The sequence below is a fragment of the Mesorhizobium sp. M0659 genome, from assembly GCF_040320605.1.
Classification (GTDB): Bacteria; Pseudomonadota; Alphaproteobacteria; order Rhizobiales; family Rhizobiaceae; genus Mesorhizobium.
Window position 1 is genome coordinate 218,048 of the sequence record NZ_JAMYPY010000010.1, and the last position, 18,603, is coordinate 236,650.

Genomic DNA, 18,603 nt, shown 5'->3' on the forward strand with positions numbered 1-18,603 from the left:
GAAGGAAAAGTGCGGCGCTATTCCACCGGCTGATCCGCCGGGTACGGCGTCTTGATTAATATCGCTATGCCGACGCCGAGAAACAGTACGATTGTCGCCATGCCGAGCCGATCGGAGCCGCTGACCAAGCCAACTGTTGCCACCATGAACGGCGCCAGAAAACTGGTCGCCCGTCCGGCCAGCGCATAGATGCCGAAATAGCGGCCGGACTCGGCTGCGGTGACGCTGCGCGCCATGTAGGAACGCGACGAGGCTTGCACCGGTCCGAAGGCAACCCCGATCAGCAAACCATAGAGAATGTAAGCCTTTTCCGCCGCCGTGCCGAACAGACCGCCTGAGTCGGCGGTGGGAAGCTGCACAACGCCGAGCAGCGTGAAACCCGGCCCGGTCGAGACGATGCCGATCGTGGCGATGCTGAGCAGTACAAGCGAGATCATCACAATGACCTTCGAGCCGAGCCGGGTATCCAGAAAAGCCGCGCCCCAGCAGCCAAATATGGCGACGACATTGAGGATGATCCCGAACATCCCGACCTCTGTGATCGACCAGCCGAACATCTTGGCGGCGAAGGCCGCGCCCAGCGCCAGAAGCGCATTGACGCCGTCCTGGTAGATCATGCGGGCGATCAGAAAGCGGAAGATGCCTTTGCGCTGGCGCACTTCAGTCAGCGTCGACTTCAGCTCCGACAGGCCTTCCCGTACCGCCGGCCCTATCGGAATGCCTTTGATGGCATCCGGCGTGAAGAAGAACATCGGCAGGATGAACAGGAAATACCAGCCGGCCGAGAGCGGCCCGGTGGCCCGCGCGTCCTCGCCGAGTTTCGGGTCGAGCCCGAAGAGCGGGTCGAGACCGAGAATCGTCTTGCCGGTCTCCGGCGTGCCCGCCATCACCGCAACGACGAAGATCAGCGCGATCATTCCGCCGAGGTAGCCAAGCCCCCAGGCGATGTTGGAAATCCTTCCGATCTCGCTCTTCGGCACCAGGCGCGGCATCATCGAATCGTTGAAAACGGTCGAGAATTCGGCGGCCACCGAAGCCAGCGAGAACAAGGCCACGATCAGAAAAAGGTTTGATCCGGGTGCCGCGAACCAAAGCAGACAGAGACTGGCGATCTTGATCGCGGCGAAGAACGCGATCCAGGGCTTGCGCGGGCCGGTCTGGTCGGCAATCGAGCCAAGGATCGGCGACAAAACAGCGATGACCAACCCGGCGGCAGCAATGCCATAGCCCCATACAGCCAAGCCCGTATCTGGATCGCTCGCCATACGCGAGACGAAATAAGGGCCGAAGATGAAAGTGGTGACGACGGTGAAGAACGGCTGCGCCGCCCAGTCGAAGAACATCCACCCCCAGATGCCACGCCCGGATGCCCGCTGCGCTGTTTCTACTGCCGCCATGATGATTCCCCCGGCACCGCCCGTGTCGGGCGCCATGTCTGCATGTTTCGAATGCTCATGCAAACCGCGAAAGATTCGCGCTGCCCCTCACCTGGATGTCGCCGCTGTCTACCTGCATAGAGACGCGAAGAAAGGCGCCGCGCCCCTACCTCCCCCTTGTGGGGAGGTCGGACCGAAGGTCCGGGTGGGGGTCGGTGCCGCACCCCCACCCCGCTGCTTCGCAGCGACCCTCCCCACAAGGGGGAGGGTAAAGTCCCGAGCCTCACATCCCCGTCAGATCGCTCATCAGCCCCGAAGCCACCGACAGCCTGGACACGGTGATATCCCCGCCTTCGGTCAGCGCCTGCAGCCGCTCGCGGATGCGCGCCACGCGCTCGCCGCCGGCTTCCAGCCAGGCCGCCACAGGATCCGCCGTCCCGGCATGACCGGCGAGAGCCGCCACCGCAATGCCGCGCCGCGCCGCGCCGATCGTGTCGGTGGCGCGCGACAGCGCCAGCTGGTCGTAATAGTCCGACGGCGTGATTGAACGCGCCGCCTCTTCGACGCGCGGAATGCGGAAGGCATCGCTGACGGCGAAGAACACCTTGGCCGAGGCGACGACGTCGGCATTGGCCGTGCGCGCCGTCAGTGCGATGTCGGGGATCAGTCCCGCCACATCGGCCATTGCCAACTGCCCGGCGAGCTTTTCCGGGGCGCCGGCCTTGAACAGGCCATACCGCCTCTCCTCGACCCGCTCGCGCGAGAAGGCCGGCAGCAGCGAGAGCAGCTTCGGCTCCAGCGCCATGCGCGCCTCTTGCAGTTCGGCAATGCGCTGGCCGAGCGCTGCGGTGCCGGCATCGTTCTTCAGATACCAGCCGCTGGTCACGAAGATAAGCCGGCTGACGGACTGGTAGAGATCGAGCTGCGCCTGGCCGTCGATGTGGCTGTCCAGCGCATCGATCTCCCGATAGAGCGCCGGCAACGCGAAGCCGTCGCGCACCACGGCGAAGGTGCGCACCACGTCGGCCGCGCTGCACCCCGTGGCTTCCTGCAGCCGGTTGACGAATGACGGTCCGCCGCGATTGACGAGATCGTTGGCGACGACGCGGGCGATGATTTCGCGGCGCAGCCGGTGGCCATGGATCTCGGCCGCATATTTCTTCGTCATCCGGTCAGGGAAATAGCCCATCAGGTCGCGGTCGAAATGCGCGTCGTCAGGCACGTCGCTGGCGACGATGTCGGAAAACAGCACGATCTTGGCATAGGCGAGCAGCACGCCAAGCTCCGCCCGGGTCAGCGGCTCGCCACGCGCCTCGCGCTCGGCAAGGGCGGCCGGCGACGGCAGCGTCTCGACAGCGCGGTCGAGCAGGCCCCGAGCCTCCAGCGCCGCCATGAACCGGCTCTGGTGCGCGATGTCAGCAAGGCCGCGCTTGCGGGCGATGGAAAGCGCCAGCGTCTGTTCGTAATTGTTGGACAGCACGAGGCCGGCGACCTCGTCGGTCATCTCGGCCAGCAGCTTGTTGCGCGCCGGCCGGGTCAGCGATCCCTTGCGCATGGCGGACGCCAGCGCGATCTTGATGTTGACCTCGACGTCGGAGCAGTTGACGCCGCCGGAATTGTCGATGGCATCGGAGTTGCAGCGACCGCCATTCATGCCGAATTCGATGCGGGCACGCTGCGTGACGCCGAGATTGGCGCCCTCACCGATCACTTTGGCCCGCACATCGAGCGCGGTGATGCGGATGGCGTCATTGGCGCGGTCGCCGACTTCGGCATTGGTTTCGCCCGAGGCCCGTAAATACGTGCCGATGCCGCCGAACCACAGAAGGTCGACGTTCGCCTTGAGGATGGCGGTCATGATCTCGGCCGGTGTCGCGGTGGTCTTGGCGAGGCCAATCGCCGCCGCCGCTGCCGCAGGCAGCGTGATCGACTTCTGGCTGCGCGAGACGATGACGCCGCCTTCCGACAGTTTGGTCTTGTCATAGTCCTGCCAGGACGAACGCGGCAGCGCGAACATGCGCTCGCGCTCGGCCATCGACGCCACTCTGTCTGGATCGGGATCGATGAAGATGTCGCGATGGTCGAAGGCGGCGATCAGCCTGGTCTGCGGCGACAGCAGCATGCCGTTGCCGAACACGTCGCCCGACATGTCGCCGACGCCGACGACGGTGAACGGGGTGGCCTGGATGTCGCGGTTGATCTCGCGGAAATGCCGCTTGACCGCTTCCCAGGCGCCTTTGGCGGTGATGCCCATCTTCTTGTGGTCGTAACCGGCCGAGCCGCCGCTGGCGAAGGCGTCGTCGAGCCAGAAGCCGTGGCTTTCGCTGATGGCGTTGGCGGTGTCGGAAAAGGTCGCCGTGCCCTTGTCGGCGGCGACGACGAAATAGGGATCGTCGGGGTCGCGCCTGACAACGCCGGCCGGCGGGATGACACCGTCCAGCCCGATATTGTCGGTAATCGACAACAGGCTGGAAACGAAATTCTTGTAGGCCGAGGTGCCGGCCTCGAAGATGGCGTCGCGGCCGGCGCTCATCGGCAGCTTCTTCGGATAGAAGCCGCCCTTGGCGCCGACCGGCACTATGACGGCGTTCTTGACCTGCTGCGCCTTGACCAGGCCGAGCACCTCGGTGCGGTAATCCTGGGCGCGGTCTGACCAGCGCAGGCCGCCGCGCGCAACCGGGCCGAAGCGCAGATGCACGCCTTCGACCTCGGACCCATAGACGAAGATCTCGCGCCACGGCCGCGGCGCCGGCAGGCCATCGACCGCTTGCGAGTCCAGCTTGATCGCCAGTGACTGGCCCCGCGCCTTCGTTCCCGCAACGAAATGATTGGTGCGCAACGAGGCTTCGATCAGGTTGAGATAGCGGCGGATGATGGTGTCGTCATCGATGTTAGGGACTTCCTCCAGCGCGTCCTTGATCTTGGCCTTGAGGTGCTTGGCGGCGACGACGCCTTCCGTCTCGGCGGTCGGGCCGAGACGAGCGACGAACAGTGCATGCAGGCCGCGCGCAATGTCGGGATAGCGGTTGAGCGCGGCCGCGATGAAATCCTGGCTCTGCGGGATACCGGCTTGCTGCAGGTAGCGGCCATAGGCGCGCAGAATGCTGACTTCGCCCGACCACAGGCCGGCGGTCTGGGCAAGCCCGTTATAGCTGTCATTGTCGATGTCGCCGCGCCAGACCGACAGGAACGCGTCCTCGAACAGCGCGCCGCCATCGCTGAGGTCGATCGGCTTGCCGTAGCTGTTCTCCAGCTCCATGTCGTGGACGAAGACGGTGTCGCCGCCGTCCTCGCCAACCTCGAAGGTGCGCTCGCTGATGACGCGGAAGCCGATGTTTTCCAGCACCGGCACGCGACGCGACAGCGCTACCGGGCTGCCGTGGTGGTAGATCTTCAGCGCTGCCTGATGCGGTTTCTGCTCGGCATGGCGGTAATAGTCGATGGCGATCGGGTTGGCGGTGCTGATGCCGGCGATGCGCCCCGCATCCTTCAGCGCGATGGCCGCGCTGAAGGAATCGCGATAGCTCTCAGGCAGACGCGCGGCGATCGCCTTCAGCGATGGATCGCCGCCGACGGCTTCCGCGGCTTCGGCCAGCGCGTCGTCCCAGGTTCGCACGATATCGCGGATCGCCGCTTCGATCGCCGCCTGCTCGACCTTCGGCGTCTTGCCGCCCGAGCGGCCGATGATGAAATGCACACGCGCCAGCCCGCCCTCCGGAAACGCCGGATAATAAGCCGACAAACGGCCCTCGAAGACGGTCTTGAGATAGGTGCCGATCTTCTCGCGCACGACGCTGTCATAGCGGTCGCGCGGCACGAAGACGAGGATCGAGACGAAGCGGTCGAACTGGTCGGCGCGCACCAGCGCCCGCACCCGCGGCCGCTCGACCAGGCCGAGAATGGCCGCGGCGTGCTTCTTCAGGATCGGCACCGGCACCTGGAACAGTTCGTCGCGCGGATAGCTCTCCAGAACGTTGATCAGTGCCTTGCCGGAATGGTCGTGCCGGTCGAAGCCGGACTTGGCGATGATGGTCTCGGCCTTTGACCTCAGATACGGGATTTTCATCACCGAGCGCGTGTAGGCAGTCGAGGTGAACAGGCCGACCATGCGCAACTCGCCGGCAAGCGTGCCCTTGGCGGTGTAGGTTTTGACGCCGATATAATCGAGATAAATGCGGCGGTGCACCAGCGACTTGGCGTTCGCCTTGGTAACGATCAGCGGCTCCGGCCCATGCAGGAAGGCGCGGATTTCGGGCGTCGTCGTCACCGCCTCGGTGCCGCGCCGGAGCACCAGCACATCTGGGTCGGCGAGGATGCCGAGACCGGGCTTGTCGGCGCGCTCCAGATTGCCGCTCTCCGTGCCGCCGGAATATTTGAACTCGCGCATGCCAAGGAAAGTGAAATTGTCGTCGCGCAGCCATTCAAGGAAGGCGATGGCCTCGGCAACGCTCTTCTTGTCGAGCGGCACGGCGGAATAGCGGAATTCGGAAATCGCCTGGTCGAGACGGGCGAGCATCGGCTTCCAGTCGCTGACGGCGGCGCGCACCTGGTTGAGCATCTTGCGCAGGCGGTCGGCCAGCGCGTCGGCCTGCTCCGCCGTCAGGCGCGGAATATGGACATGGACGACGCTCAGCCGGTCGTGATTGCCATCGTCCTTGAGGGCGCTGCCGTCGCCGAGGATCTCGTCGACGCCGGCCTTGCCGTGGCGCACGACGATGACCGGATGGGTGACCAAAGTCGGTTCGCCGGCAGTTTCTGTGATCTCGCCGAGGATCGAATCGAACAGGAACGGCATGTTGTCGTTGACGACGGTGATGATCGTCATCGGGCGGCCCTCGCGGGATACGCCCGACCCGGCATCGACGGCGACGACACTTTGGCCCTTTTTGTGGGCGGCGACCGCACGTCCTGCCAGGTCGGAGGCGCGCTCCAGGTCGGCGGCGTCATAGGCGGCGATGTCTTCGGCCGGCGCGCGGGCCAGCAAATAGTCGGCGAGCCTGGCCGGCTTCCCGTCGGGTTTCACCCCGGCAGTGGCTGTTTTCCTCGGCTTAGCTGCGGATTTCACGCTCGCCATGTTGTCCTCCCGTCACATGCTTTTACGACTATGGTAGCAGATGACCGCTGTTTGGCGACAAAGGTTTGACGGCTCGATAAGAATTACAGGAATTCGACGGTCAGGCGGCGGTGAACCAGGAGGAAGACCCCATGTCCGGCAAAATCAGCGCACTTGACCTCGGTATCGCGGAACTGAGCGAGGCGACAAAAGCCTATTTCGCCAAATGCGAGGAAAAGCTCGGCCTGGTTCCCAACGTGCTTCTTGCCTATGCCTTCGACGAGAAGAAGCTGCGCGCCTTTACCTCCACCTACAATGATCTGATGCTGGGTGAATCCGGCCTGTCGAAGCTGGAACGGGAGATGATCGCGGTCGTCGTTTCCTCGATCAATCACTGCTATTATTGCCTGGCCGCGCATGGCGCGGCGGTGCGCCAGCTCTCCGGCGATCCGGCTCTCGGCGAGATGATGGTGATGAACTTCCGCGCTGCCAAACTTTCACCGAAACAGACGGCGATGCTCGAATTCGCCGTCAAGCTGACGGAAGAGCCGGCAAAGATCGTCGAGGCGGACAGGGAAGCACTGCGCAACGCCGGCTTCACCAACCGCGACATCTGGGACATCGCCTCGACCGCCGCCTTCTTCAACATGTCGAACCGCGTGGCGGCGGCCATCGACATGCGGCCGAACGACGAATACCACGCCATGGCGAGGTGAAAGTTTCCTTCTCCTCGTAGGAGAGGTCAACGCGCCGCGATGGCCCCGGCAGCGCCGGCCATCGTCGTGGCGCTGATTCGGTTGGCGATCTTCATGGCGCGCCTGCTTTTGAGCAGCTTGCGCGCCTGTGAGGCCGCGACGACCCAGGCGAGATCGATGGCGATCAGAACCACCGCCATCGTCGCCGTCAGTTCGACCCAGCCGATGACACTCACCGAAGCGAGGTCGATGATCGTCGGCAGCAGCGCCAGATAGAACATCATGATCTTGGGATTGCCGAGCGTCACCGCCATGCCGGCAAAGAACAGTTTTGCCGGCGAATCCTCGCGCGGCATCTCGCCTTCTTTCGCGTCGACAGGTGCGGTCCACATCTTCCAGGCGAGGTACGCGAGGTAAGCAACACCAACCCATTTCACGACGACGAAGGCGAAGTGAAAAGTCTGCGCCACGACCGCCAGCCCGAACACCGCCAGCGACAGCCAGATGCCCTCGCCGATCCACATGGCGAGCAGGAACGGGAATACGTCGCGAAAGCCTTTCGAGATGACGCGGGCGACAAGGGCTGCGATCGACGGGCCGGGCGAACCGGCGGCGACGAACAAAGCGGCAGCGAAGATCAGGAGCGAGGTGAGGTGCATGACGGAGCCTTCGAGCGTTGGATGGCAAATGATATCCGATCGGCGTCAATTTGGCACCCTCGGGCTGATGGGCCAACGAACGCGACACCATTCTGAGATCGGACTTGCCCGTGCCAGCGGTTTGAGAAAGGATCGCGGCCGTGAAATCAATCGTCATCCACGCCGCAAAAGACCTGCGCATCGAAGAGACCGATTCGGGCGCGCCTGGCGCCGGACAGGTCGAAATATCGGTCGAGGCCGGCGGCATCTGCGGCTCGGACCTGCACTACTACAATCATGGCGGCTTCGGCGTGGTGCGCCTGCGCGAGCCGATGATCCTCGGACATGAGGTCGCCGGCACGGTGAAGGCGCTTGGCGCCGGCGTCTCCAGCCTCGCCGTCGGCGACCGCGTCGCTATTTCGCCCAGCCGGCCCTGCAATGCGTGCCGGTACTGCCTGCAGGGCGTGCAGAACCAATGCCTCGACATGCGATTCTACGGCAGCGCCATGCCCATGCCACATATACAGGGCGCCTTCCGCCAGTGCCTCGTCGCCGAGGCCTGGCAGTGCCACAAGATCGCCGACCATGTCTCCATCAACGAAGCCGCCTTTGCCGAGCCGTTCGCGGTAACGCTGCATGCCGTCAACCGCGCCGGCTCGCTGCTCGGCAAGCGGGTCTTGGTCACCGGCTGCGGGCCGATCGGTGCGCTCAGCATCCTTGCCGCACGTGTCCACGGCGCGCGTGAGATCGTCGTCACCGATGTCATGGACGCGGTTCTGGCCAAGGCCAACGAGATCGGCGCCGACCGCACCATCAATGTCGCCACAGATGCCGACAAGCTCGCTGGCTACAATGTCGAGAAGGGCAGTTTCGACGTCATGTTCGAATGCTCCGGCGATGAGCGCGCGGTGCGAGCCGGGCTCGATGTGCTGAAGCCGCGCGGGGTGCTCGTGCAGCTCGGCCTAGGCGGCGACATGTCGCTGCCTCAGAATCTCATCGTCGCCAAGGAGATCGAAATGCGCGGCTCCTTCCGTTTCCACGACGAGTTCGCGCTGGCCGTCGATCTGATCAACAACCGTCGCGTCGACGTCAAGCCGCTGCTGACCGGCATCTATCCGATGGACGAGGCGGTTGCGGCTTTCGAGATCGCCGGCGACCGCAACAAATCGATGAAGGTACAGATCGCCTTCGCCTGACAGCCGCTTGTCTGTCTGCCGCTCTGCTTCCTTGTTTTTCGCAATTCCGGACGGAAAACCGCTTCACACTTTTCCTGGAATTGCTGTAGAAGAGCCGTCCCGAGATTCATTTCGAGCTTCATTTTGCCTCAGTAACCGCCGGTCTCGCCAACTCCCCTGATCACACTTGGCAGGGCGCCGCATTAAGCGATGCCTGCTTGATTTCACGTGTTCCTCAGGCGGCGGTTCGAGACCGGTTTGGCACTGCTGAACCGCTGTCGCGTGGCTGCCGCCCGTGACACCTGATTTCCGACATAGCTAGCTCTCGCCACGCCGTGCCCGCATGGGCATCTCGACATTGCCGACCTGAAGAACTTCCACACTGGAAGGTCTTCCGGCTTGTCCCAACATCTCGCTATCCACTGGGCAATCACGCCCGAAATCGCGCCTCGACCCCTGGTCCACTGCAACCGCTGCAGCGCCGTGAAAGCCTATCGCTGCAGCGACAAATTCCGCGTCAACGCCAATGGCAAACGCATTGATGTCTGGCTGATCTATCGCTGCATCGACTGCGACAATTCGTGGAATTTCGGCATTTTCGAACGCTGCAACCGCCGCGACATCGAACCCGCGCTGCTGGCAGCGCTCGAAAGCAACGATCCGGCCCTCGCCCGCCGCCATGCCTTCGATGTCGTGGCTTTGCGAAACCGGGTCGGCCGCGTCGAGGAGTTTCCCGATGTCGCCGTTCACAAACACCGGCTCGGCGGCGAAGGCGAACCCGCAGCCGCGCTTGAAATCAGGCTTGGGCTGGAAATGCCGACATCGCTGCGGCTAGACCGTCTGCTCGCCGGCGAACTCGGCATCTCGCGGTCGCGGCTTCAGGCACTGGAGGAGAAGCTGGTGTTGACCGTCTTTCCGGAGGGAGCCAAGGCTTTGCGCAAGCCGGCTCGCGAGGGGACGACCATCCGCATCGACCTAGCCGGCGAAGCGGATCGCGAAGTCATCATCTCGGCGGCCGGAGGATGAGCCGCTGCGGCCAGGGGTTAATCGCTCTCTTCAGAGGTCGAAGCGATCAAACCCTTGGCCGCTTCGAGATCGCTGTCGGCGACCTGCACATGGGTCAGGCTTTGCCCGCTCGTATCGAGATGCGCCGAAAATGCATAAATCCCGTAGGCTTGAAGCATCGATATGCAGACCGCGGCCTCGGGCCGATTGTCGAATACCGCAGCCGTGACCAGTTTGTCGCTCATTGCGCGCCCTTAAGCTGCACCGACCACCTTGGCCGACCTTTCGAAACGCATCCTATACGGCTTCCAACTCCTTGGCATTTTTCCGTCGTTCAGACGCGCCAAGGAACCGCAGAGGAAAAGTAAGCATCCATAGATTGGGATGTGCCCTGCGCATCATTTGCCATGCGTAGCGGTCTGCCTGCTTTTCCTGATCGGGGTCTTGTCCCATTTCGACATGCTGCAGCGCATGGTGGCCTATTTCGTGATAGAGCGTTTTCTCGATCATGAATCTGCGAAATGCGTTGCCAATCCAATGTTTGGATGGGCGTCGCCAGACAATCTCGATGACCGATACTGTCTGGAGGTAAGTGCCGGCGAACTCGGGTTCGGGGATTTCCGGGATTATATAGATTCGCGAAATGCCAATCAGATCGGCTGCAGGTACATTTGCAAGCCAGTGGCCAATGTGCCGCGCCGCCTCCAAACCACTGTCGAGCTTGCCATGCTCCAGAACAGTGATGTCGCCAACTGAAGACCGCAGCCAGTCGTCCATCGCAAAGCGAACGATGCTGCGGAGCGCAGCGCGCATAAGGGGAGTTATCGGTCCTGCAAGCGAATCCGAAATATATCGTCGAGATGCATCTTCGTTAATATCGTGCAGGGCAGTAGCGAGGCCCGCCACAACCGTTGAAACTTCGCGATGGGAAACCTTACCCAGATCGATCTTTGCCAGCTCATACTCGATCGCCGGCAGTGCCGCGTTGCCAAATCCAACAAGCTTTTTGTGGGCTGCGAGCCTTCGCCGCGTGTCGTCTTGCATAAGACTCCGCACGAAATCCCGAACGGCATTTCGCACACCCGTTTCCTCGCCTCCACCCACAGCTAGCATACCGTGCGGAGGAGTGAGAGGAACGAGAATATCATGACACTATGAGCTTCCGCTGTGGTCCTTTGAAGAGACACCGCTGGGCTGGCTGGGCGCCAGGCTGCTCCCAGTGGGAAGCCTGTCCCATTCGGCGAGACGATGGGTTGGGTCGTCCCCATCTCGCCAAAACAAAAACCGTTACGCCGCGCCGACCACTTTGGCCGACTTCTCGAAGCGCTTGCGCTCGTTCGGGTCGAGATAGAGCTTGCGCAGGCGGATGGTCTTCGGCGTCACCTCGACCAGCTCGTCGTCCTGGATCCAGGCCAGCGCGCGCTCCAGCGTCATGCGGATCGGCGGCGTCAGCTTCACCGCCTCGTCCTTGCCGGCGGCGCGGATGTTGGTCAGCTTCTTGCCCTTCAGCACGTTCACTTCGAGGTCGTTGTCACGGCTATGGATGCCGATGATCATGCCCTGATAGACCTTGACGCCCGGGTCGATGACCATCGGGCCGCGGTCTTCGAGGTTCCACATGGCATAGGCCACTGCCTCGCCCTGTTCGTTGGAGATCAGCACGCCGTTGGTGCGGCCCGGCAGTTCGCCCTTGTAGGGCTGGTAGGCGTGGAACAGCCGGTTCATCACGGCGGTGCCGCGCGTGTCGGTCAACAGTTCCGACTGGTAGCCGATCAGTCCGCGCGTCGGCGCGTGGAAGACGATGCGCTGACGGTTGCCGCCCGAAGGCCGCAGCTCGACCATCTCGGCCTTGCGCTCCGACATCTTCTGCACGACGATGCCGGCGTGCTCCTCGTCGACGTCGATGACGACTTCCTCGACCGGCTCCAGCAATTCACCGTTCTCGCCCTTCTGCATGACGACGCGCGGACGCGACACGGCGATTTCAAAGCCTTCGCGGCGCATCGTCTCGATCAGCACGGCCAGCTGCAATTCGCCGCGGCCGGAAACGAAGAACGAATCCTTGTCGGGCGATTCCTCGATCTTGAGCGCGACATTGCCTTCGGCTTCTCGCAGAAGGCGGTCGCGGATGACGCGGCTGGTCACCTTGTCGCCTTCAGTGCCGGCGAGCGGCGAATCATTGACCAGGAAAGACATGGTCACGGTCGGCGGATCGATCGGTTGCGCATGCAACGCCTCGGTCACCGCCAGGTCGCAGAACGTGTCGGCGACGGTGCCTTTGGACAGGCCGGCAATGGCGACGATGTCACCCGCCTGCGCCTCTTCGATCGGCTGGCGCTCGAGGCCACGGAAAGCGAGGATTTTGGAGATGCGGCCGGTTTCGATCTGGGTGCCGTCATGGTGCAGCACCTTGACCGCCTGGTTGGACTTCAGCGTGCCGCTCTCGATACGGCCGGTAATGATGCGGCCGAGGAATGGATTGGCTTCCAGGATGGTGCCGATCATGCGGAACGGGCCGGGATGAACGGTCGGCTCCGGCACATGCTTGATGACGAGGTCGAACAGCGGCGCCAGGCCCTGGTCCTTCGGGCCTTCCGGATTTTCCGAGACCCAGCCATCGCGGCCAGAACCGTAGAGGATCGGGAAGTCGAGCTGCTCGTCGGTGGCGTCAAGCGCTGCAAACAGGTCGAACACCTCGTTGACCACTTCGACGTGGCGGGCGTCCGGACGGTCGATCTTGTTGATGACGACGATCGGCTTCAGGCCGACCTTGAGCGCCTTGCCGACGACGAACTTGGTCTGCGGCATGGGGCCTTCGGCGGCGTCGACCAGCACGATCGCCGAATCCACCATCGACAGGATGCGCTCGACCTCACCGCCGAAATCGGCGTGGCCGGGCGTGTCGACGATGTTGATGCGGGTGTCCTTCCAGTCGACCGAGGTCGCCTTGGCCAGGATGGTGATGCCGCGTTCCTTTTCGAGGTCGTTGGAATCCATGGCGCGCTCGGCGACGCGCTGATTGTCGCGGAAGGAACCGGATTGCCGCAGCAATTGGTCGACGAGGGTGGTTTTTCCATGGTCGACGTGCGCGATGATCGCGATATTACGAATTTTCATTTTGTGGTCTCGGGAGCGTTGCAGGCAGCAGGCCAAAAGGCGCCGCCTCTTTCGGTTGCGCGGCTCATACAGGGTTTTTCGCAATTGCGAAAGAGGAGGCGCACCACCAAATACTCATCAAATCTTAAGCATCTCGGTGTGAGATGGTTTTGTTAACCAAGGCGGGAACCTTTCTGGGCCCGGGTAGTTCGAAATTCATGACCGACAAACTCAACCGATTTTGGCCCCTCATCGCTTCGGTCGCATTCGCTGCCGTGCTGGCGGCCAATGCCGCTCAATCGGCCGCCACGGTGAAGGAAGCCAATCCGGCTTCGTCGTCCGACCGGACGGCCGAGCAGATGTTTGCCGACGCCCCTGATGGCGTCGACCCCGTGGTCACCGGCCCGGTCAGCGCCTCTTTCAAGCAGAGGCAGCGGGTTGCAGGCTGCGACAGCGCGGTGTGGCCGAAGATTCCGACGGTTTGCTACCCGGACTGACGGCTGCCCATTCCAGGCATAGCGATCCTTCGCACCGACCCAAAGGCTTACGCCGACCGCACCGGATCGAGCGTCACCTTGTAAAGCTCGATGTCGTCGCGATCCATAAGCCGCACGGTCAGCTGCTCTGTCGCCCCTGAAATGTCCACCAGGCCAAAGAACTGCAGGCCGGCCGAGGGTGGCAGGTTCTGGCCCTGTTCGGTGGTCGGCGCCTTGATGAATTTCAGCTCCGGGCCGAAGGTCATGTCGAAATCATTGGGACCGAAGGTACCGGCGTGGATCGGGCCCGAGACGAATTCCCAGAAAGGATTGAAATCCTGGAACCGCGCCTTGTCGGGGTTGTAATAGTGCGCCGCCGTGTAGTGGACATCGGCGGTCAACCAGACCGTGTTGGTGATGCCGGCAGTCTTGATGTAGCGCAACAGGTCGGCGATCTCGAGCTCGCGGCCTTTGGGCAGGCCATTGTCGCCATTGCTGATGGCTTCCGCGCCGACCTTCTTGGCGCCGTCGTCCCAGACGACGAGGCCGAGCGGCATGTCGGCGGCAATGATCTTCCAGGTCGCCCTGGAATTCGTCAGCTCGCGCTTCAGCCATTTCGTCTGCTGTTCGCCCAGCATGCGTGACTGCGGCGTCATGTCCTCCTGCATGTCGGGGCCGTTCGGGCCGCGATAGGAGCGCATGTCGAGGAAGAACACGTCGAGCAGCGGCCCATGCGCGATCTTGCGGTAGACGCGGCCGGGCTCGGACGGCTCGTAGCGGATCGTCGTCATCTCATGGAAGGCGCGCGCCGCACGCGCCGCGAGCACATGGACGGATTTTTCGGTGTAGCGGCTGTCGGCGCCGAGATTCTTCGAATCCGACCAGTTGTTCAGCACCTCGTGATCGTCCCACTGGTAGAAGGTCGGGCAGATGGCGCTCAAGGCCAGAACGTTTTTGTCCATCATGTTGTATTTCCACTGGTCGCGGTACTCATCCAGCGTCTCGGCCACCTTGCGCTTGCCGTCGATCAGGACGACGTTTTTCCACTTGCCGCCGCCAGGCAGGTCTACCTCGTCCTTCATGGCGCCATCGGCATAGATGGTGTCGCCGGAATGCAGGAAGAAATCCGGCGTGTGCCTGGCGATGGTGGCGTAGGTTTTCATGCCGGTCTCATCGATTCCCCAGCCCTGGCCGGCCGTGTCGCCCGACCAGGCGAATTTTATGTCGCGCTTCGAGGCGGGTGCTGTGCGGAAACGGCCGACGATCGGTTCGGAAACGGCGTTGATATCCGACAGGTCGGCGGCAGTCATCCGGTAGAAGATATCCTGGTCGGAGGCGAGGTCGGTGAGCAGGCGCTTGACCGTGAAGTCGCTGGCCGGCGAGGTATCGAGCGGCGCCAGCCGCGTCGCATTGGCGAAGTTTTCCGTCGACGACACTTCGAACATGACGCGCGAAGGCCGGTCGGTGCGCGTCCACACCATGCCGCTCGAGGCATCGACATCGCCGGACTGGACGCCATGGGTGAAGGCCGGGCGCTGGCTGGCGCGCGAATAATAGGGCAAAGCGAGCCCCGATGCGCCGAGCAGACCGGCGGCGCTGGCAGAGGTGACGAAAGCGCGGCGGGTCAACGAGATCTTGTTCATGGCTGTCTCCTGATGGCTTCGAACGGTGCCAGCAAGCTCCAGCTTCAATGTTTCAGCCACATCTCGGGAAGATGAAACTTTGATAACAATCGACAGGTGATCTCCGCCCTTGAGGGGGGAGATGTCGCCGAAGGCGACAGAAGGGGGTCGCCTCGCTTGGAGCGCCGACCTCCTATGCGCAAGAGGCTGAGTCCGGTCGCACGGCCCCCCTCTGGCCGCTTCGCGGCCATCTCCCCCCTGATGGGGGAGATTAGTACCGCGCCTTACGCCGCTTGCGGCTCCGGATCGAAAGCCGGCCTGCTCGTATTGATCAGCAGCGACAGACACGCAGCCACGATCGCCGTCAAACCGGCGATCAGGAAGGCCAGTTCGTAATTGCCCTGCAATTCGCGCATGGTGCCGCCGAAGGCAGCGGCGGTGGCGGCCCCCACCTGGTGGCCGGCGACGATCCAGCCGAACACGATCGGGCCGCTGCGGTCGCCGAAGGCCTCGTTGGCGAGCCTGAGCGTCGGCGGCACGGTGGCGATCCAGTCCAGACCGTAGAGCACGGCGAAGATGATCAGGCTGGTCGCCGAGAAGCCGGAATAGGGCAGATAGATCAGCGCCAGGCCGCGAATGCCGTAGTAGACGCCGAGCAGCTTGCGCGGGTCGAAACGGTCGGTGAGCCAACCTGACAAAGTCGTGCCGATCAGGTCGAAAATGCCCATCAGCGACAACAGGCCCGCGGCCTGCACCTCGGGGATGCCCATGTCGCCGCAGAAGGAGATCAGATGCGTGCCGACCAGCCCGTTGGTGGTGAAACCGCAGATGAAGAAGGTGGCGAACAGATACCAGAAGACGCGGGTGCCGGCAGCGCGGCGCAGCGTGTTGAGCGTATGCGCCAGGAAATTGCCTTGCGATGCCGGCGACACCGGCGGCACGTCATCGGCCCCGGCGCCATAGCGCACCATGCCGATCGAAGCGGGACGCTCCGGAACCAACAGCCAGACCAGCGGCAGAAGACAGGCAGTGGCGATCGAGACGGCGGTAGCGACGGGCTGCCAGCCGCCCGACTGGGCGAGCGATGCCAGCAGCGGCAGGAACACCAAGAGGCCGGTGGCGCTGGAGGCCGACATCAGCCCCATCACCAAGCCGCGATTGGTCTTGAACCAGCGGTTGACGATGGTGGCGCCGAGCACGGTGGCGACCGCGCCGGAGCCGATGCCGGAAAACACGCCCCAGGTGAGGAACAGATGCCATGGCTCGGTCATCAGCAGGCTGAGCGCGGTCGAGCCCGACATGATCACAAGCGAGGCAAGCAGCGTGCGGCGCAAGCCGATACGCTCCATCAACGCGGCGGCAAACGGCCCGGTCAGGCCGTAAAGGAAGATGCCGATCGCGGCGGCAATCGAAACCGTATCGCGCCCCCAGCCGAAGCTTTTATCCAACGGCAGCATCATCACCGAGGGTGCGGAACGAAGCCCGGCCGCGATCAACAAGCAGAGGAAGATGACGCCAACCACGACGAAAGCGTAGCGCTGGCCAAAGGGACGGGATTGAGCTATCATGTTACTGACCGGTACGTTGCAGGGTGAGGACATGTATACGTACCGATCGGTAACACGTCAATCGAGTCATACCATGCCAACGGACAAAAATATTGAACTGACCATCAAGGACGGTCATGCAGCCGCACCGCCCAAGGCTGCCAAGAAAATCCTCGACGTGGCCTACGACCTGTTCTACCGCCGCGGCATTCGGGCGATCGGCGTCGACGAGATCGTCAAGCGCGCCGGCGTCACCAAGCCCAGCCTCTACCGCAGCTTTCCCTCCAAGGACGAGCTCGCCGCTTCCTATCTCAGGCAATATGACCGTGAGTATTGGGAGCGTTTCGACGAAGCCGTGGCTGCCCATCCCGGCGACCCGCGGGCACAGCTCAGGGCTTTTCTGACTCGCGTCGGCAAGCGCACGCAAAGGCCGGACTATCGCGGCTGCGGCATGACCAACGCGGCGGTGGAATATCCCGAACATGGCCATCCGGCGCGTGTCGTCAGCGAGGCCAACAAGCAGGAGTTGCGCCACCGCCTGCGCGCCATGGCCGCAGCGATGGGCGCTAAAGACCCTGACACGCTCGGCGACGGCCTGCTGCTGTTGATCGAAGGCGCCTATATCAGTGGCCAGCTCTTCGGCCTCGGAGGCCCGGCGGCAGCGGTCGCCCACAACGCCGACCTGCTGATCGAGGCGAGCTTGAAGAAATAACATTTCGAACGTTGGCGCCGCCCCTCACCTGCCGGCATCCTTTCCCGGAAATGGGGCGAGGAACGCTCTCATCACGATTTCGCCAATTGCCAGCGTTGCAAGGTTGTCGCCAGCGGCGCAGTCGGCCACTTTCTCCCGTTCAGGGGGAGAATTGCCCGGCAGGGCGATTTGGGCGGCGCCAACGTTGAGATTGGCACGCTAGGCCGGCCGCAGATTTGGCGATAGGCTGGGGCGAACTTCACGGGAGACGTCCGCATGCGAACCCTGCTGCTTGTTCCATTCGCCCTCGCCGCCCTATCCCAAACCGCCCATGCCGACGGCATATCAAGCGTCTACACCGACCTCGACTCGCAAAAGGACTGCGTCACCTATGCGCAGGCGCAGGAAGGCGACGGCGAATGGGCCGAACTCGCCTGCTCCGGCTATCGTGGCTATCCCGTGCTGATCGCCTATGACGACGCCCGTGAATCGCTGTTCTACGGATTTCCGCCCGGCGGCGACATGACCTCGGTCTGGGAGAGCTTTTCCGGCTTCAACTCGTCCGGCGCCAAGGTCGAGTGGCGCATCGAGACCAAGGGCGACGTTGCCGTTCCCTTTGCCGTCATCCACCGCCGCTCGATCAGCAATCCCGAGGACGAGAACAAGCCGACCGAAGTGCTGCTCGTCGCCAAGGTCGCCCAGATGGAAGCCCGCGACGGCTGCACCATCGGCCTCGTGCTGGCCACCGGCAACCGGCAGGCCAATGACCAGGCGCGCAAGCTGGCCGACGAAAAGGCGAAGAGTTTCGCCTGTGGCAAGGACAAGCACACCCTCATCGGCAACGTGCCGGCGTTTGGTCGGGTGGATAACTAGCCACGTGGGTGCAAGGCACCCCCCTCTGCCCTGCCGGGCATCTCCCCCTCAAGGGGGGAGATTGGCAGCTTCGCTGGCGGCGCTTTTCTTTCGGCGCTGAAAATTGACGAAAGCCGTTGCGACATCCGATCTCCCCCCTTGAGGGCATAGGCGCTAAGATAGCTTTGGCATGGACTGAAACTTGCGCTTTCGTGGTGGTTCGCGCCAGCGATATCGCAAGGCATGGAGTTTTTGGCGCAGGGCCGCCAAGGAAGGTTGAGGAAAGATGGTCGCGATCAGAGAGGCGACGATCTGGCGGGTTGCGCGCCACAGCAGCGGGCGCCCGTCGCTCAAGGGGGAGAGACACCCAACTCCTG

General features: G+C 63.1%; 15 protein-coding genes. 6 read left to right on the plus strand and 9 right to left on the minus strand.

The features are described 5' to 3' along the window. Nucleotides 1–17: 17 nt before the first annotated feature. A complete protein-coding gene (locus tag NKI31_RS18365) occupies nucleotides 18–1,397 on the minus strand; it encodes an MFS transporter (RefSeq protein WP_031247146.1) in 1,380 nt (459 codons plus the stop codon). Between the two features lie 262 nt (nucleotides 1,398–1,659). After that, on the minus strand, nucleotides 1,660–6,450 hold the full coding sequence (locus tag NKI31_RS18370) for an NAD-glutamate dehydrogenase (protein ID WP_352652261.1): 4,791 nt from the start codon (nucleotides 6,448–6,450) through the stop codon (nucleotides 1,660–1,662). 131 nt (nucleotides 6,451–6,581) lie between these two features. On the opposite strand from NKI31_RS18370, the gene NKI31_RS18375 reads away from it, so the two are divergent. Further along, nucleotides 6,582–7,145 (plus strand): peroxidase-related enzyme, encoded by a 564-nt coding sequence (locus NKI31_RS18375; RefSeq protein WP_352652262.1) that lies wholly within the window; start codon nucleotides 6,582–6,584, stop codon nucleotides 7,143–7,145. A 26-nt stretch (nucleotides 7,146–7,171) separates the two neighbouring features. Here NKI31_RS18375 and NKI31_RS18380 read toward each other — a convergent pair whose 3' ends face one another. Further along, nucleotides 7,172–7,783, minus strand: a complete 612-nt coding sequence (locus tag NKI31_RS18380; protein ID WP_352652263.1) for a LysE family translocator — start codon at nucleotides 7,781–7,783, stop codon at nucleotides 7,172–7,174. 140 nt (nucleotides 7,784–7,923) lie between these two features. Between NKI31_RS18380 and NKI31_RS18385 the strand changes: the two genes are divergently transcribed. Continuing rightward, complete coding sequence (locus NKI31_RS18385) at nucleotides 7,924–8,958, plus strand: L-idonate 5-dehydrogenase (protein ID WP_352652264.1); 1,035 nt, start codon at nucleotides 7,924–7,926, stop codon at nucleotides 8,956–8,958. 378 nt (nucleotides 8,959–9,336) lie between these two features. Continuing rightward, nucleotides 9,337–9,963 carry a DUF1062 domain-containing protein gene (locus tag NKI31_RS18390; protein WP_023806397.1) on the plus strand — a complete coding sequence of 209 codons (627 nt, stop codon included), beginning with the start codon at nucleotides 9,337–9,339 and terminating at the stop codon, nucleotides 9,961–9,963. A 17-nt stretch (nucleotides 9,964–9,980) separates the two neighbouring features. Here the strand turns inward: NKI31_RS18390 and NKI31_RS18395 are convergent, their stop codons facing one another. From NKI31_RS18395 to typA, 3 genes are all read right to left on the minus strand, one after another. After that, nucleotides 9,981–10,187, minus strand: a complete 207-nt coding sequence (locus NKI31_RS18395; protein ID WP_023688850.1) for a hypothetical protein — start codon at nucleotides 10,185–10,187, stop codon at nucleotides 9,981–9,983. 52 nt (nucleotides 10,188–10,239) lie between these two features. Beyond that, nucleotides 10,240–10,986: a M48 family metalloprotease gene (locus tag NKI31_RS18400; protein ID WP_352652265.1), complete on the minus strand. Its 747-nt coding sequence runs from the start codon at nucleotides 10,984–10,986 to the stop codon at nucleotides 10,240–10,242. Nucleotides 10,987–11,229: 243 nt separating this feature from the next. Then, nucleotides 11,230–13,059: a translational GTPase TypA gene (typA, locus tag NKI31_RS18405; protein ID WP_023681424.1), complete on the minus strand. Its 1,830-nt coding sequence runs from the start codon at nucleotides 13,057–13,059 to the stop codon at nucleotides 11,230–11,232. Between the two features lie 197 nt (nucleotides 13,060–13,256). Here typA and NKI31_RS18410 point away from each other — a divergent pair, with 197 nt between their 5' ends. Beyond that, nucleotides 13,257–13,535, plus strand: coding sequence for a hypothetical protein (locus tag NKI31_RS18410; RefSeq protein WP_352537781.1), 279 nt, complete (start codon nucleotides 13,257–13,259; stop codon nucleotides 13,533–13,535). Between the two features lie 47 nt (nucleotides 13,536–13,582). Here NKI31_RS18410 and NKI31_RS18415 read toward each other — a convergent pair whose 3' ends face one another. After that, nucleotides 13,583–15,157 (minus strand): alkaline phosphatase D family protein, encoded by a 1,575-nt coding sequence (locus tag NKI31_RS18415; RefSeq protein WP_023830139.1) that lies wholly within the window; start codon nucleotides 15,155–15,157, stop codon nucleotides 13,583–13,585. Nucleotides 15,158–15,420: 263 nt separating this feature from the next. Continuing rightward, nucleotides 15,421–16,704, minus strand: coding sequence for an MFS transporter (locus tag NKI31_RS18420; RefSeq protein WP_031199478.1), 1,284 nt, complete (start codon nucleotides 16,702–16,704; stop codon nucleotides 15,421–15,423). 73 nt (nucleotides 16,705–16,777) lie between these two features. Between NKI31_RS18420 and NKI31_RS18425 the strand changes: the two genes are divergently transcribed. Together NKI31_RS18425 and NKI31_RS18430 are read left to right on the plus strand one after the other, a co-directional pair. Beyond that, nucleotides 16,778–17,395, plus strand: coding sequence for a TetR/AcrR family transcriptional regulator (locus tag NKI31_RS18425; protein WP_023668625.1), 618 nt, complete (start codon nucleotides 16,778–16,780; stop codon nucleotides 17,393–17,395). Between the two features lie 255 nt (nucleotides 17,396–17,650). Further along, nucleotides 17,651–18,247: a hypothetical protein gene (locus NKI31_RS18430; protein ID WP_352652266.1), complete on the plus strand. Its 597-nt coding sequence runs from the start codon at nucleotides 17,651–17,653 to the stop codon at nucleotides 18,245–18,247. A 153-nt stretch (nucleotides 18,248–18,400) separates the two neighbouring features. Here NKI31_RS18430 and NKI31_RS18435 read toward each other — a convergent pair. Next, nucleotides 18,401–18,603: hypothetical protein (locus NKI31_RS18435; protein ID WP_352652267.1), on the minus strand; the 203-nt coding region annotated here is incomplete at its 5' end.